Genomic DNA, 15,084 nt, shown 5'->3' with positions numbered 1-15,084 from the left:
GGCCCTCCTTCTCTTGAGCGTGCCGGTCGAGCGTGCCTGTCGAGCGTGCCGGCTGAGCGTGCCTGTTGAGCATGCCGAGACTCGCCCCGCCGGCTCCGGTCGCCGGCGCCCCGTCGAGCCGGCGGGCTCCCGCGCGTACCAGAGCAGACGCCGTTCGTAAACCCCCGGCGGCGGCCGGAGGCCGGTGCTAGCCTCGAAGACGAGCAAGGTGCGAGCACCTTTCGCACCGGAACGGACACACCATTTCCGCCCCACTGAGCCCCACAACCGAATCGCCCACCGACACCGCTGCGCCCACCGGCGACTACAGCCTCGTCGTGGTGTCGAACCGCCTGCCCGTCGACTACGTGGTCGACGATGATGGAACGTCGCGCTGGCGCTCCTCGCCCGGCGGCCTGGTCACCGCGCTGGAACCGGTGATGCGCGAATCCGACGGCGCCTGGGTGGGCTGGGCCGGAGTGGCCGACCGCGAGTTCGAGGCGTTCGAGAACGACGGCATCTCCATTGTTCCCGTCGCGCTCAGCACACTGGACGTCGAGCGCTACTACGAGGGCTTCTCCAACGACACCCTCTGGCCGCTCTACCACGATGTCATCGCGCCGCCCAGCTACCACCGGGAGTGGTGGGAGAGCTACCAGGCCGTGAACCGGCGCTTCGCCGAGGCCGCCGCCCGCGCCGCGGCGCCCGGCGCCACCGTCTGGGTGCAGGACTACCAGCTGCAGCTCGTGCCGGCGATGCTGCGCGGGCTCCGGCCCGACCTCGTCATCGGCTTCTTCAACCACATCCCGTTCCCGCCCTACGGTTTGTACTCGCAGCTGCCCTGGCGCAAGCAGATCCTCGAGGGCCTGCTCGGCGCCGACGTCATCGGCTTCCAGCGGGTCGCGGACGCCGGCAACTTCACCCGCGCGGTGCGCCGACTGCTCGGTTACACCACCCGGCACACTGTCGTCGAGGTGCCGGGCGAGAACGGCGACCTCCGGCGCGTCGTCGCCACCAACTTCCCCATCTCGATCGACGTCGCCGGCTTCGAGGAGCTCGCCGCGCGGCCCGATATTCAGGCCAGGGCACGCGAGATCCGGGAGGGCCTCGGCAACCCGGACACGGTCATGCTGGGCGTGGACCGGCTGGACTACACCAAGGGCATCGGCCACCGGCTGAAGGCCTACGGCGAGCTCCTTGCCCAGCACCGGCTCGACGTCGAGAACACCGTCCTCGTGCAAGTCGCCAGCCCCAGCCGGGAGCGCGTCGCGACCTATATGACGTTGCGTGACGAAATCGAACTGCAAGTCGGACGGCTGAACGGCGACCATTCCACGCTCAGCCACACCGCCATCGCCTACCTGCACCAGGCCTACCCGCGCGAGGAGATGGTCGCGCTCTACCTCGCCGCCGACATCATGCTCGTGACCGCCCTCCGCGACGGCATGAACCTGGTCGCCAAGGAGTACGTCGCCTGCCGCATCAACAACGACGGCGTGCTCGTCTTGAGCGAGTTCGCCGGGGCATCCGACGAGCTCAAACAGGCTCTGCTCATCAACCCGCACGACATCGACGGTCTGAAGGACGCCATCGAGCAGGCGGTGCGGATGCCGAAGAAGGAGCGCAGGAAGCGGATGAAGTCGCTGCGCAAACGGCTGCGCGAGAACAACGTCTCCGACTGGGCCAAGGCGTTCCTCGACATCCTCACCGGGCGGGCCGCCATCGAGCCGGGCATCCCGGACGGCCTCGTCACCAAGCTGCGCGAGGTGGCGGCGACCCCGCGGCTGCTCGTCGCCCTCGACTTCGACGGCACGCTGGCCCCGCACGTGGACAGGCCGGAGGAGGCCCGGGCGCTGGAGAGCGCCCGGGACGCCGTGATGCGGCTCGTCGCCCTGCCGGACACCCGCGTCGCCTTCGTCTCCGGGCGCGCGCTGGTGAGCCTGGAACAGGTCGCGGAGCCGCCGGAGTCGGTGCTGCTGACCGGCTCGCACGGCATCGAGATGCGGCTCGACCAGCCCGGCATCTCGGTCGACCTCCTCGGCGAGGAGATCGCCCAGCTGGCGACCCTCGCCGAGATCCTCGACGGCATCGCCGCCCGGGCCGAGGGCGTGTGGGTCGAGCGGAAGCCGGCCGGCTTCGCGCTGCACACCCGCCTCGTCTCTGCGCCGGTCGGGCAGGCGCTGCAGCGCAGCGCGCGCGGGGCGGTCAGCAGCGTGCTGCCGACCCTCACCGTGCTGGAGGGCAAGAACGTGCTCGAGTTCTCCGTCCGCGACGGCAACAAGGGCGACGCACTGCAACGCCTGCGGGAGTACACCGACGCGACATCCGTGTTCTACGCCGGCGACGACGTCACCGACGAGAACGCCTTCGCGGTGCAGGGAGCCGACGACCTCTCCCTGAAGATCGGCCAGGGCATCACGGTGGCCGGCAACCGGGTGCGCGGGCCGGAGGAACTGGCCGAGGTGCTCGCCCTGCTCGCCGATTTCCGCACGGCGAACGCCGAAGCGGTCGGCCGGGCCCACCCAGAGGCGACGGAGCCGCCCCCGGCTAGGTTCTAGACTCAAGCCATGCCTGAGATTGATATCAAGCCACGAAGCCGTGCAGTCACTGATGGAATTGAAGCCACCACGAGCCGCGGAATGCTCCGCGCCGTCGGCATGGGGGACGAGGACTGGGACAAGCCCCAGATCGGTATTGCGAGCTCGTGGAACGAGATCACGCCCTGCAACCTGAGCCTGGACCGGCTCGCCCAGGGCGCCAAGGAGGGTGTGCACTCCGGCGGCGGCTACCCGCTGCAGTTCGGCACCATCTCCGTCTCCGACGGCATCTCGATGGGCCACGAGGGCATGCACTTCTCGCTCGTCTCGCGCGAGGTCATCGCCGACTCGGTCGAGACCGTCATGATGGCCGAGCGCCTCGACGGTTCCGTGCTGCTGGCCGGCTGCGACAAGTCGCTGCCCGGCATGCTGATGGCCGCGGCCCGCCTCGACCTGGCCTCCGTGTTCCTCTACGCCGGCTCGATCGCGCCCGGCTGGGTCAAGCTCAGCGACGGCACCGAGAAGGAGGTCACCATCATTGACTCCTTCGAGGCCGTCGGCGCCTGCAAGGCCGGCACCATGAGCGAGGAAGACCTCAAGCGCATCGAGTGCGCCATCGCCCCGGGCGAGGGCGCCTGCGGCGGCATGTACACGGCCAACACCATGGCATCCGTCGCCGAGGCGCTCGGCATGAGCCTGCCCGGCTCGGCCGCCCCGCCCTCGGCCGACCGCCGCCGCGACTACTTCGCCCACCGCTCCGGCGAGGCCGTCGTCAACATGCTGCGCCTCGGCATCACCGCGCGCGACATCATGACCAAGAAGGCCTTCGAGAACGCCATCACGGTCGCCATGGCGCTCGGCGGCTCGACAAACGTCGTGCTGCACCTGCTCGCCATCGCGCACGAGGCAGAGGTCGAGCTCACCCTCGAGGACTTCAACCGCATCGGCGACAAGGTGCCGCACCTGGCCGACATGAAGCCGTTCGGCAAGTACGTCATGGCCGATGTGGACCGCCACGGCGGCATCCCGGTGCTCATGCGCGCCCTGCTCGAGGCCGGCCTGCTGCACGGCGACGTGCTCACCGTGACCGGCAAGACCCTGGCCGAGAACCTGGAGGCGCTGAACCCCGACCCGCTCGACGGCGAGGTCATTCGCACCCTCGACAACCCGATCCACGCGACCGGCGGCATCACCGTGCTGAAGGGCACGTTCGCCCCCGAGGGCGCCGTCGTCAAGACGGCCGGCTTCGACGCCGACATCTTCGAGGGCCCCGCCCGCGTGTTCGAGCGCGAGCGCGGCGCAATGGATGCCCTGACCGAGGGCAAGATCAGCAAGGGCGACGTCGTCATCATCCGCTACGAGGGGCCGAAGGGCGGACCCGGCATGCGGGAGATGCTCTCGATCACCGCGGCCATCAAGGGCGCCGGGCTCGGAAAAGATGTACTACTCTTGACGGACGGCCGATTCTCAGGTGGCACAACCGGACTGTGCATCGGCCACATAGCACCCGAAGCAGTGGACGCAGGTCCAATTGCATTCGTGCGCGATGGTGATCTTATACGGGTCGATATCGCGGCCCGCTCCCTTGACCTACTTGTCGACGAGACTGAGCTGGCCGCCCGCCGTGAAGGCTGGGCACCTCTTCCCCCGCGCTATACCCGTGGCGTCCTCGCGAAGTACTCCAAGCTCGTGCACTCTGCCGCTGAAGGCGCAGTCACCGGCTAGTAGCCGCGTTTCATCAATCCATCACGTACCCAAGGGAACCCACCGTATGCCTACGGAATCTCAGAACGTGCCGATGCCTCCCACACCCAAGACGGGTGCGGGGGCAGCGGCGAACCCATTGACCGGCCCAGAGACGATGACCGGCTCCGGCGCCATCCTGCGCAGCCTCGAGCTGCTCGGCATCAAGGACGTCTTCGGCCTGCCCGGCGGCGCCATCATCCCGTTCTACGACGAGCTGATGTCCTCGACCGCGATCCGCCACATCCTCGTTCGCCACGAGCAGGGTGCCGGCCACGCGGCGGAGGGCTACGCCTCCTCGAGCAACAAGGTCGGCGTCGCCATCGCGACATCCGGCCCCGGCGCCACGAACCTCGTCACGGCGATCGCCGACGCCTACATGGACTCGGTGCCGCTGCTGGCGATCACCGGCCAGGTATTCTCCACGCTGATGGGAACGGATGCCTTCCAGGAGGCCGACATCGTGGGAATCACGATGCCGATCACCAAGCACTCCTTCCTGGTCAAGCGCGCCGAGGACATCCCGGCGACGATCGCCGCCGCGCACCTCATCGCCTCGACCGGGCGCCCCGGCCCCGTGCTCGTGGACATCACCAAGGACGCCCAGCAGGGCGAGATGGTGTTCACCTGGCCGCCGAAGATCGACCTGCCCGGCTACCGCCCCATCACCAAGGCGCACGGCAAGCAGATCCAGGCCGCGGCCCAGCTGCTCGCCGAGGCCAAGAAGCCCGTGCTCTACGTCGGCGGCGGCGTGATCCGCGCCCAGGCTTCGGCCGAGCTGAAGGTGCTCGCCGAGGCATCCGGTGCCCCCGTCGTCACCACCCTGATGGCGCGCGGCGCGTTCCCGGACTCCCACCCGCAGCACCTGGGCATGCCCGGGATGCACGGAACGGTGCCCGCGGTGCTCTCGCTGCAGCAGGCCGACCTGATCATCTCGCTCGGCGCCCGCTTCGACGACCGCGTCACCGGCAAGGTGTCGCTGTTCGCCCCGCTCGCCAAGATCGTGCACGTGGACGTCGACCCGGCCGAAATCTCCAAGATCCGCAACGCCGACGTGCCCATCGTGGGCGACGCCAAGGATGTCATCGCCGACCTGACCGCGGCCCTGGCCGAGGTGACCGGCGGCACCGCCCCCGACATCGCGGACTGGTGGACCAACCTCAACGATCTGCGTGAGCGCTACCCGCTCGGCTACAGCAAGCCGAGCGACGGCCTGCTCGCCCCGCAGTACGTGATCCAGCGCATCGGCGAGCTGACCGGGCCGGAGGGCATCTACGCCGCCGGCGTCGGGCAGCACCAGATGTGGTCGGCGCAGTTCATCAAGTACGAGCGCCCCAACGCCTGGCTGAACTCGGGCGGCGCCGGAACCATGGGCTACTCGGTCCCCGCCGCCATGGGCGCCAAGGTGGCCGAGCCGGACCGCGTGGTCTGGGCGATCGACGGCGACGGATGCTTCCAGATGACCAACCAGGAGCTTGCCACCTGCGTCATCAACAACATCCCGATCAAGGTCGCGATCATCAACAACTCCTCGCTCGGCATGGTGCGCCAGTGGCAGACCATGTTCTACGACGGACGGCACAGCTTCACCGACCTGAACACCGGCCACGAGACGGCCATGGTGCCGGACTTCGTCAAGCTGGCCGACGCCTACGGCGCCCTCGGCATCCGTGTCCGCACGGAGGAGGAGGTCGACGCGGCGATCAAGCTCGCCCTGGAGACGAACGACCGCCCAGTCGTCATCGACTTCATCGTGAGCCGAGACGCCATGGTGTGGCCGATGGTGCCGCAGGGGCTCTCCAACAGCTCCGTCCAGTACGCCAAAGATCACGCACCAGCCTGGGAAGAGGAGTAAGCCATGAGCACCCACGTTCTGAGCCTGCTCGTCGAAGACAAGCCCGGCCTGCTCACCCGCGTCGCCGGCCTGTTCGCGCGCCGCGGCTTCAACATCGAGAGCCTCGCCGTCGGTCACAGCGAGATCGAGGGCCTCTCCCGAATCACCGTCGTCGTCGACGTTGACGCCCTGCCGCTCGAGCAGGTCACCAAGCAGCTGAACAAGCTGGTCAACGTGATCAAGATCGTCGAACTCGACCCTGCACAGTCCGTGCAGCGCGAGCACATGCTGATCAAGGTCAAGGTCGACAACGTCACCCGTTCCCAGGTGCTCGAGGCGGTCACGCTGTTCCGTGCCCGCGTCGTGGACGTCGCGACCGACGCCCTCGTCATCGAGGTCACCGGCGACGCCGGCAAGACGAACGCGTTCCTGCGCGTGCTCGAGCCCTACGGGATCAAGGAGATCGCGCAGTCGGGGCGCCTGGCCATCGGCCGCGGCTCCAAGTCGATCACCGAGCGCGTGTTCAAGAGCTAGTCACTCGCTTCACCGCAATCAACCGGCATTTCTTCCACACCACTACAACCAAGTTAGAGAGAAACACGAATGTCTGAGATCCTTTACGACAAAGACGCCGACCTGTCGATCATCCAGGGCAAGAAGGTTGCCATCGTCGGCTACGGCTCGCAGGGCCACGCCCACGCGCTGAACCTCCGCGACTCCGGTGTCGAGGTCGTCATCGGCCTGAAGGAAGGCTCCAAGTCCGCGCCCAAGGCGCAGGACGAGGGCTTCCAGGTTCTCTCCGTCGCCGACGCGGCCGAGTGGGCCGACCTCATCATGATCCTGGCTCCGGACCAGCACCAGCGTTCGATCTACAACGACCAGATCAAGGACAAGCTGACCGCGGGCAAGACCCTCGCCTTCGCACACGGCTTCAACATCCGCTTCGGCTACATCGACGCCCCGAAGGACGTCGACGTCATCCTCGTCGCCCCGAAGGCCCCCGGCCACACGGTTCGCCGCGAGTTCGTCGCCGGCCGCGGCATCCCCGATATCATCGCCGTCGAGAACGACGCGACCGGCCAGGCCTGGGACATCGCCCTCTCCTACGCGAAGGCAATCGGCGGCACCCGCGCCGGCGTCATCAAGACCACCTTCACCGAGGAGACCGAGACCGACCTGTTCGGTGAGCAGGCCGTTCTCTGCGGCGGCGTCTCGCAGCTCGTCCAGTACGGCTTCGAGACCCTGACCGAGGCCGGCTACCAGCCGCAGATCGCCTACTTCGAGGTGCTGCACGAGCTCAAGCTCATCGTCGACCTGATGTGGGAGGGCGGCATCGCCAAGCAGCGTTGGAGCGTCTCCGACACCGCTGAGTACGGCGACTACGTCTCCGGCCCGCGCGTCATCGACCCGCACGTCAAGGAGAACATGCAGGCCGTTCTCGCCGACATCCAGAGCGGTGCATTCGCCAAGCGCTTCATCGACGACCAGGATGCCGGCGCACCCGAGTTCCTCGCGCTCCGCGCCAAGGGCGAGGCCCACCCGATCGAGGTCACCGGCCGCGAGCTGCGCAGCCTCTTCGCGTGGAAGCAGCTGGACGAGGACTACACCGACGGCAGCGTCTCCCGCTAGCCGCTCCGGCAGCTCCGCGCTGCACCCTGCTCCACCGCTGTGGCCCGCCTCCTCGAGGCGGGCCACAGCTCGTTCAGCCACGCGGCCCGGCCAGACATCCGATGTCTATGGCTAAACTGGGGGAGTCATCCGCCCCTCACCCCAGGAGTACAACGCCGTGTCTGCACCTGACTGGTTCACCGCCGCCCGCTTCGGAATGTTCGTCCACTTCGGTTTGTACAGCGGTGCCGCCCGGCACGAGTGGGTGCAGACGAATGAGAAGCTCACCGACGCGGACTACCGCCAGTACTTCGACAACTTCGACCCCGACCTCTTCGACGCGGCCGAGATCGCGCGCACGGCGAAGCAGGCCGGCATGAGCTACGTCGTGTTGACGACCAAGCACCACGAGGGCTTCGCGCTCTGGAACACCGCACTGAGCGACTTCAACTCGGCGGCCGCCTGCGGCCGCGACCTCGTGCGCGAGCTCGTCGACGCGCTCCGTGCCGCAGGACTCAAGGTCGGCCTGTACCACTCCCTGATCGACTGGCACCACCCCGACTTCACGGTCGACTGGGTGCACCCGCGCCGCGACGACGAGAACGCCGCGAGCCTGAACGAGGGCCGCGACATGGCCCGCTACCGCGAGTTCCTGCTCGGCCAGGTGCGCGAACTGCTCACAGACTACGGCCAGGTCGACTACCTGTTCTTCGACTACACCTACCCGGAGGCCAAGCAGGGCTGGGCCGGAAAGTCGGCCGCGGACTGGGACGCGGAGGGCCTGCTCGCGCTCTGCCGCGAGCTGCAGCCCGGCATGATCGTCAACGACCGGCTCGGCATCCCCGGCGACTTCGTCACCCCCGAGCAGTACCAGCCGACCGAGCCGCTCGTCGCCGACGGCGTGCCCGTGCTCTGGGAGGCCTGCCAGACCACGAACGGGTCCTGGGGCTACGACCGCGACAACGACAACCACAAGTCGGCCGACCTGCTCATCCGGATGCTGGCCGACTCCGTCTCGATGGGCGGCAACATGCTGCTGAACGTCGGCCCGAACGGCAGGGGAGCGCTCGACAAGCGCGACACCGCGCTGCTGGCAGAGATCGGCGAGTGGATGCGACTGCACGAGCGCGCCGTCGTCGGCGCCGGCCACGCCGCGCACAGGCCGCCGCGCGAGGGCGTCTACACGCAGCGCGGCAACAAACTCTACCTGCACGTCTTCACCTGGCCGATGGGCTTCCTGCACCTGCCGGAGCTGGCCGGCAAGGTCAGCTACGCACGGCTGCTGCACGACGGCTCGTGGGTGAAGACGTCGGTCTCCGACCCGGACCAGCAGGCGCTCGTGACGCAGCCGGCCGGGCAGGCGGCCGGCACCCTCACGCTGTCGCTGCCGACGCGGCGCCCCGACGTGGCGATGCCCGTGATCGAGCTGACCCTCGCCGACTAGGCCGCGCCGCCGCCCCGCGCCGCCCCGCGCCGTGCGGCGAGCCCGCTGTGCGCCACTTTGTCGCCCTCCGCGCCACATTCTGTGGCGCGGAGGGCGACAAACTGGCGCTGGGCGGCAGCTGCGGCAGCCGCGCAGCCGCGCGGGCTAGCCGCCGAGCAGCGAGACCTTCTCGCGCACGAGGTGCGCGGCGCCGAGGAGCCCGGCATCCGGGCCCGTGCTGGCTGCCTCGATGCGCAGGCTGCGGGTCACCAGCGGGTGGCAGCCCTCGTAGACGCGGCTGCGCACCGCGGCGATGAAGGGCTCGCAGCTGGCCATGCCGCCGGTCAGGAACAGCGCGTCCGGGTTGAAGAAGTTGACGACGCTCGACAGCACCTCGCCGAGGTAGGTGCCGGCGGTGCGCACCAGCGTCGTGGCGAGCGGGTGCGCGTCGCGGGCGAGCGCGATGACGTCGGCCGTCGTCTCGACGTCCACACCGAGCTCGCGCAGCTGGCGGACCAGGCCGGCGCCGCTGGCCATCGTCTCGAGGCAGCCGATGTTGCCGCAGGAGCAGGGCTCGGAGGCTGCCGCCGAGATGCGGGTGTGCGTCACGTCGCCCGCCGCACCCGTCGCGCCGCGGTAGAGGGCGCCGTTCACGATGATGCCGCTGCCGATGGCGGTTCCGGCCTTCACGGTGATGCTGTGCTGCTCGGAGGTGAGCTGCGCATAGTGCTCGCCGAGCGCCATCAGGTTGGCGTCGTTGTCGACGACGATGGGCACGTCGGGGAAGTCCTGCGCGAGCCGGTCGCGCACGGAGAAGCCCTGCCAACCGGGCATGCGGGAGGGCAACTCGACGCCGCCGAACTCCTCGGATGTCGGCCCGGGCAGCGCGATGCCGATGCCGCGCAGCCTGCTGCTCTCCGCCTCGGGGGCCGCCGCGATCATCTCTGCGAACGCGGCGGACACCAGGCGCAGCGTCGCCTCCGGCCCGTCGGCGATGCGCACGGGGAAGGTCGCGGTCTCGTGCAGCACCCCGGCCAGGTCTACCCGGCCGATGCGGGCATGCTGGCCGCCGAGATCGGCGACGATGTTGAAGTCCGTGCCCTCGCGCAGGCAGAGGATGCGGGGCTTGCGGCCGCCGCTGGAGTGGCCGACGCCGCGCTCCACGATGAGCCCGCGCCGTTCCAGCTCTGCCACCCGCAGCGAGACCGTGGACGGGGCGATGCCGAGCGCTCTGGCGAGCTCACTGCGGGACGTCGCCGTGCCGGAGGCGATGAGATCGATGATCTGCTCGGTGTACTGCTCGGTGCCGTGCGCGCCGGTGCGCGGGCCAATGGGCGACATAATTTCCCTCATCTTCGAATTAAGTAGAGACTACTCGTTGGCGTGCACGCCCCGTGTATTTGCGGCGTTACAAAGCCGTAACACGGAGACATCGGATGAAAGTTGACCTTTTTGCCCGGCGTCTGCGAGTATGACTTTACGCAATATCAAGAGCAACTTACTTTGACCTTCAAAATAAGTAGCCCTTTCCCTGACACTCGACGAGGAAATCGCTCGGGGAGTGTGCACCTGAATTACTGAACGCGGCCGCGCGAGCGGCCCGCACTGAGGAGACATTTTTCGATGAAGAAGATGCACATCGCAGCGGCCTTGACCGCTTCGGCAGCGCTCGTCCTGACCGGCTGCAGCGCCGGCGGCACGGACGCAGGCAGCGCAGGCGGCGACAAGATCGTCGTTGACATGTGGGCAGGCAGCCAGGACGACACCGCGGCACTCGAGGCACAGGTCGCCATCGCACAGAAGGCCAACCCCGACCTCAAGATCGAGCTGCGCACCGCGCCGTGGGGCGACTTCTTCACGAAGCTCACCACCAACATGGCCTCGGGCAACATGGCCTGCGTCACCGGCATGAACAGCGGAATGCTCTCCAGCTACACCGCCGGCTTCGCCCAGCTGACCGACGAGGACCTGGCCACCGCCGGCATCGTCACCGACGAGTTCGCCGACGGCGCCCTCGAGATCCTGAGCAACAAGGGCGACGTCTACGGCGTTCCCTTCGACATGGCCACCATGCTCACCTACTACAACGCCGACATGCTGGCCGAGACCGGCGCGCCGGTCCCCGCCGACGGCTGGACCTTCGACGACTTCGAGGCCACCGCCAAGGCTGCCACCACCGACCAGCACGCCGGCTTCGGCATCGGCATGGGCGGCTTCCAGTGGCAGGCACTGCCCATCGCCAAGGCCGGCGTCCAGCCGGTCAAGCAGGACGGCACGCTCGACCTGACCAACCCGGCCTTCGTCGACGCAGCCACCTGGTACGGCGAGCTCGTCACCGAGCAGAAGGTCGCCCTCCCCGTCTCCTCCGCATCCGACACCGGCTGGGGCGAGAACCAGTACTCCAGCGGCATGGCGGCCATGGCCGTTGACGGCACCTGGAACGCCGTCGGCTACCTCGACAACGACCCGGGCTTCACCGCCGGCATGGCCCCGCTGCCCGCAGGCGCCAACGGCTCGCTCGGCCTCGTGCTCGGCTCCGGCTTCGGCATCGCCCAGGACTGCGACAACAAGGAAGCAGCCCTCAAGGTTCTCGGCTCGCTGCTGAGCGTCGAGTCGCAGGACTACATCGCGTCCTCCGGCCGCAGCTACCCGGCCCGCGTCTCCTCGCAGCCGCTCTACTTCGAGTCGCTCCCGGCCGAGTTCCGCGACCAGGTTGAGGCCGCGTTCGAGTCTGCGTTCAGCAACGTGCAGGGTCAGTACGTCACCGACAACTGGTCCAAGATCGACACCTTCGTCCAGCCGCAGCTGGTCAGCGTCTACAACGGCCAGGAGAGCATGGAGAACGTGCTCAAGACCGCTCAGTCGCAGTTCGGCAAGTAACAACTAACTAACGAAAGCGAGGAGTCCTCTCGACATGTCGAACGGTACTCACACACCTCGTCGAGGGGCTCTTGCAAAGAGCGAATCCCGTCAGGCGCTGGGCTTTGTCAGCCCGGCCCTGGCGGGCCTCGCCCTGTTCACCTTCGTCCCCGTAGCACTCTCCATCGTGATGGGCTTCTTCGACTGGCCCACCGTCGGCGAGAAGACGTTTGTCGGCTTCGACAACTACGTCAAGCTCTTCACGGACAGCCCGGACTTCTGGCCCGCCCTCCGCAACACCTTCGTGTTCGCGCTGCTCTACGTGCCGATCAGCGTCGTCATGTCCTACCTGCTGGCGCTCTCGCTGCACTCGCGGATCCGTGGCCGTGGCGCCCTCCGCGTCCTGTTCTTCATCCCCGTTGTCACCCCGATGGTGGCCAACGTCCTGGTCTGGAAGATGCTGCTGCAGCCGCAGGGCCTCGTCAACGGCCTCTCCCAGACCTGGTTCGGCATCGAACTGCCGAACTTCCTGGCCGACCCGCAGTGGGCCATGATGATGGTCGTCATGATGAGCGTCTGGCAGGGCCTCGGCTACAACATGCTGATCTTCTCCGCCGCTCTCGAGCAGCTGCCGGAGTCCGTCGTGGAGGCGGCCCGCATCGACGGAGCCACCGGCCTGCGGATGACGTGGAAGATCACCGTCCCGCTGACGTCGCCGTCGATCTTCTTCGCCAGCATCATGACCATGATCAGCGCCATGCAGGTGTTCGTGCAGCCGCAGATGCTCACCGGCGGCGGCCCGGGCAACGCCACCCAGCCGATCGTGCAGTTCATCTACAACCAGGGATTCAAGTTCCAAGAGCTCGGCCTCGCCGCCGCGGCCGCCTGGATCCTCTTCGCCATCATCATCGCCATGACCGCCGCGCAGTTCGGCGCTCAGAAGAAGTGGGTGCACTATGAGCACTAGTACGATCACCGCCCCGGCCGCCCCGGCCGACGACACCCGCGCGGTGACGATGCCGCCGGCGCGCAAGCGCCGCCGCGGCAAGGAGGACCAAGAGAAGGTCGCCGGGCACGCCCCGATGACCCGACCGGAGAAGGTCCGCCTGGTCTTCGCCCACATCGGCGTCTACATCGCCGCCGCGATCTTCCTCGCCCCGCTGGTGTACGCGTTCTTCTCGGCCATGAAGCCGAACCAGGAGATCTTCTCCATGCCGCCGACGCTGATCGCGTCAGAGGTGCGCTGGACGAACTTCATCGACGTCTTCAGCTACGGCCCGTTCCTGACCTACATCGGCAACTCCTTCTTCGTCGCCATCGCCGGAACCCTCGTCGTGCTCGCCGTGTCCACCATGGCCGGCTACGCGTTCGGCCGCCTGCGCTGGAAGGGCCGCGACGCCGTGTTCGTGCTGTTCCTGGCCACCCTGATGGTGCCGGCCGAGGTCATCGTCATCCCGATGTTCATCGTGATGCAGTGGTTCGGCTGGGTCGACACCTACCAGGCGCTCATCTTCCCGTTCGCGTTCACCGCCTTCGGCACCTTCCTGATGCGCCAGTTCTTCCGCGGCATCCCGTTCGAGCTCGAGGAAGCCGCCCGCGTGGACGGCGCCGGACCGATCCGCACCTTCCTGCAGATCATCCTGCCGCTGTCCAAGTCCGGCGTCGCCGTGCTGGCCGTCTTCACCTTCCTCGGCTTCTGGAACAGCTACCTCTGGCCGCTCATCGTGACCGTCGACTACGCCGCCCACGGCACCCTGCCGATCGGTCTGGCCAGCTTCTCCGGCCTGACCGGAACCCGCTGGGACCTCCAGATGGCCGCCGCGATCATCTCCATGATCCCGACGACCGTCCTCGTCATCGCGCTGCAGAAACACCTGGTCAAGGGCATCTCCATGGCCGGTCTGGGTGGTCGCTAAGCATGACGAACGCACAACGCCAGGGCACCGCTGTGCCCGCGGCCGTGGCGGGAATCGACATCGGTGGGACCAAGATCTCTGCGCTGCTCGTTGACCGTGCCGGCACCGTGCTGGCCTCCGGCACGGTCCCGGCCCCGGCCAGGGAGGGCGGCGCGGCGATGAGCCGCGCCGCCGCCCGGCTGGTGCAGAGCCTCGAGGCCACCCTCGGCCTCCGCGTCATCGCGGCCGGTGTCGGCGCAGCCGGCGTCGTCGACGCCGAGACCGGCGTCATCATCGCCGCCTCCGAGTCCTTCACCGACTGGGCCGGCTTCGGCCTCGGCGCCGACCTCGGTGAGCGGCTCGGTGTCGGCGTCGCCGTCGACAACGACGTGAACGCCTTCCTGCTCGGCGAGACCCGCTACGGCGCGATCGCCGGCAGCGAGAACGCCCTCGGAATCATGCTCGGAACCGGCGTCGGCGGCGCGCTCGCGCTCGGCGGCGCGGTGTTCCTCGGCGCCCGCGGCGCGGCCGGCGAGATCGGGCACACGCCCGGATACAGCGACATCGTCTGCACGTGCGGCCAGCTCGGCCACCTGGAGACGCTGGCATCCGGCCGCTCCATCGCGGCCCGCTACAGCGAGCGGGCAGGAGTCGACGACGTCGACACCGCCGTGCTCGTGGCCGCGCGCGCGCGTGCCGGCGACGCGGATGCCATCGCCACCTTCGACGCCGCCGGACACGCCATCGCCCTCGCGATCGCCACGGCGGTCAACCTGGTCGACGTGCAGGACGTCGTCATCGGCGGGGGAGTGCGCGGCGCCTGGGACGTGCTCGAGCCCGCGCTCCGTGAGACGCTGAACTCGCACCAACCCGTCTCCGGCTACCCCCTCGTCGTCGTGCCGAGCGCGCTCGGTGGCAACTCCGTCGCCATCGGCGCCGCCGCGCTGGCCTGGCGGCTCGCCGACGGCAACAGCGCAGCCACGAACAGCGCAGCCACGAACAGCGCAGCCACGAACAGCGCAGCCACGAGCAGCGCAGCCACGAACCGCGCGGACACGAGCCGCTCGGACCCGAACAACGCAGACAGAAACAGCGCTCTCGTCAGCGCCGAAGCATAGGAACTACAGCGTGATTGAAGCATCGGAAATCTGGTCCGGCCCGCTCTCCCCGGTCGCTGAGGGCGGCCTCGTCCGCCCGCGCATCGGC

Annotated in this window: 11 protein-coding genes; 10 read left to right on the top strand and 1 reads right to left on the bottom strand. The window is 68.3% G+C overall.

The annotated features are described in order from the left end of the window. Window positions 1-317: 317 nt before the first annotated feature. From GY24_RS08345 to GY24_RS08320, 6 genes are all read left to right on the top strand, one after another. The gene (locus tag GY24_RS08345) at window positions 318-2,537 is read left to right on the top strand and encodes a bifunctional alpha,alpha-trehalose-phosphate synthase (UDP-forming)/trehalose-phosphatase (RefSeq protein WP_407662161.1); all 2,220 of its coding nucleotides are present in this window, start codon (window positions 318-320) and stop codon (window positions 2,535-2,537) included. Between the two features lie 9 nt (window positions 2,538-2,546). Then, window positions 2,547-4,241, top strand: a complete 1,695-nt coding sequence (gene ilvD, locus GY24_RS08340) for a dihydroxy-acid dehydratase (protein WP_104475218.1) — start codon at window positions 2,547-2,549, stop codon at window positions 4,239-4,241. A gap of 73 nt (window positions 4,242-4,314) precedes the next feature. Next, entirely contained in the window at window positions 4,315-6,114 is a 1,800-nt protein-coding gene (locus GY24_RS08335; protein WP_233279276.1) for an acetolactate synthase large subunit, read from the top strand. Between the two features lie 3 nt (window positions 6,115-6,117). Further along, window positions 6,118-6,627, top strand: coding sequence for an acetolactate synthase small subunit (gene ilvN, locus GY24_RS08330; RefSeq protein ID WP_083363469.1), 510 nt, complete (start codon window positions 6,118-6,120; stop codon window positions 6,625-6,627). A 69-nt stretch (window positions 6,628-6,696) separates the two neighbouring features. Next, on the top strand, window positions 6,697-7,722 hold the full coding sequence (ilvC, locus tag GY24_RS08325) for a ketol-acid reductoisomerase (RefSeq protein WP_104475216.1): 1,026 nt from the start codon (window positions 6,697-6,699) through the stop codon (window positions 7,720-7,722). A 127-nt stretch (window positions 7,723-7,849) separates the two neighbouring features. Beyond that, entirely contained in the window at window positions 7,850-9,145 is a 1,296-nt protein-coding gene (locus tag GY24_RS08320; RefSeq protein ID WP_104475215.1) for an alpha-L-fucosidase, read from the top strand. Window positions 9,146-9,289: 144 nt separating this feature from the next. Here GY24_RS08320 and GY24_RS08315 read toward each other — a convergent pair whose 3' ends face one another. Continuing rightward, a complete protein-coding gene (locus tag GY24_RS08315; RefSeq protein WP_104475214.1) occupies window positions 9,290-10,465 on the bottom strand; it encodes an ROK family transcriptional regulator in 1,176 nt (391 codons plus the stop codon). A gap of 282 nt (window positions 10,466-10,747) precedes the next feature. Between GY24_RS08315 and GY24_RS08310 the strand changes: the two genes are divergently transcribed. The 4 genes from GY24_RS08310 to GY24_RS08295 are packed head-to-tail and all read left to right on the top strand — an operon-like array spanning window position 10,748 to window position 14,996. Continuing rightward, window positions 10,748-12,004 carry an ABC transporter substrate-binding protein gene (locus GY24_RS08310; RefSeq protein WP_233279274.1) on the top strand — a complete coding sequence of 419 codons (1,257 nt, stop codon included), beginning with the start codon at window positions 10,748-10,750 and terminating at the stop codon, window positions 12,002-12,004. Between the two features lie 34 nt (window positions 12,005-12,038). Further along, complete coding sequence (locus GY24_RS08305; RefSeq protein ID WP_083363475.1) at window positions 12,039-12,950, top strand: carbohydrate ABC transporter permease; 912 nt, start codon at window positions 12,039-12,041, stop codon at window positions 12,948-12,950. Continuing rightward, window positions 12,940-13,899, top strand: coding sequence for a carbohydrate ABC transporter permease (locus GY24_RS08300; RefSeq protein WP_233279273.1), 960 nt, complete (start codon window positions 12,940-12,942; stop codon window positions 13,897-13,899). The genes GY24_RS08305 and GY24_RS08300 overlap by 11 nt, the downstream gene beginning before the upstream one ends. Before the next feature lie 2 nt (window positions 13,900-13,901). Then, window positions 13,902-14,996, top strand: coding sequence for an ROK family protein (locus tag GY24_RS08295; RefSeq protein ID WP_104475213.1), 1,095 nt, complete (start codon window positions 13,902-13,904; stop codon window positions 14,994-14,996). The last annotated feature ends 88 nt before the right edge of the window (window positions 14,997-15,084 follow it).

The sequence above is a fragment of the Microterricola pindariensis genome (genome assembly GCF_002936985.1).
Classification (GTDB): domain Bacteria; phylum Actinomycetota; class Actinomycetes; order Actinomycetales; family Microbacteriaceae; genus Microterricola; species Microterricola pindariensis.
The sequence above is the reverse complement of the archived record's forward strand: the minus strand, read 5'-3'. Positions and strand labels throughout refer to the sequence as shown.

Excerpts from the sequence above, each read along its gene's own strand:
- GY24_RS08315 (WP_104475214.1), bottom strand. The coding sequence starts at position 10,465 with ATGTCGCCCATTGGCCCGCGCACCGGCGCGCACGGCACCGAGCAGTAC.
- ilvN (WP_083363469.1), top strand. The coding sequence starts at position 6,118 with ATGAGCACCCACGTTCTGAGCCTGCTCGTCGAAGACAAGCCCGGCCTG.
- ilvD (WP_104475218.1), top strand. The coding sequence starts at position 2,547 with ATGCCTGAGATTGATATCAAGCCACGAAGCCGTGCAGTCACTGATGGA.
- ilvC (WP_104475216.1), top strand. The coding sequence starts at position 6,697 with ATGTCTGAGATCCTTTACGACAAAGACGCCGACCTGTCGATCATCCAG.
- GY24_RS08295 (WP_104475213.1), top strand. The coding sequence starts at position 13,902 with ATGACGAACGCACAACGCCAGGGCACCGCTGTGCCCGCGGCCGTGGCG.
- GY24_RS08305 (WP_083363475.1), top strand. The coding sequence starts at position 12,039 with ATGTCGAACGGTACTCACACACCTCGTCGAGGGGCTCTTGCAAAGAGC.
- GY24_RS08300 (WP_233279273.1), top strand. The coding sequence starts at position 12,940 with ATGAGCACTAGTACGATCACCGCCCCGGCCGCCCCGGCCGACGACACC.
- GY24_RS08310 (WP_233279274.1), top strand. The coding sequence starts at position 10,748 with ATGAAGAAGATGCACATCGCAGCGGCCTTGACCGCTTCGGCAGCGCTC.
- GY24_RS08335 (WP_233279276.1), top strand. The coding sequence starts at position 4,315 with ATGCCTCCCACACCCAAGACGGGTGCGGGGGCAGCGGCGAACCCATTG.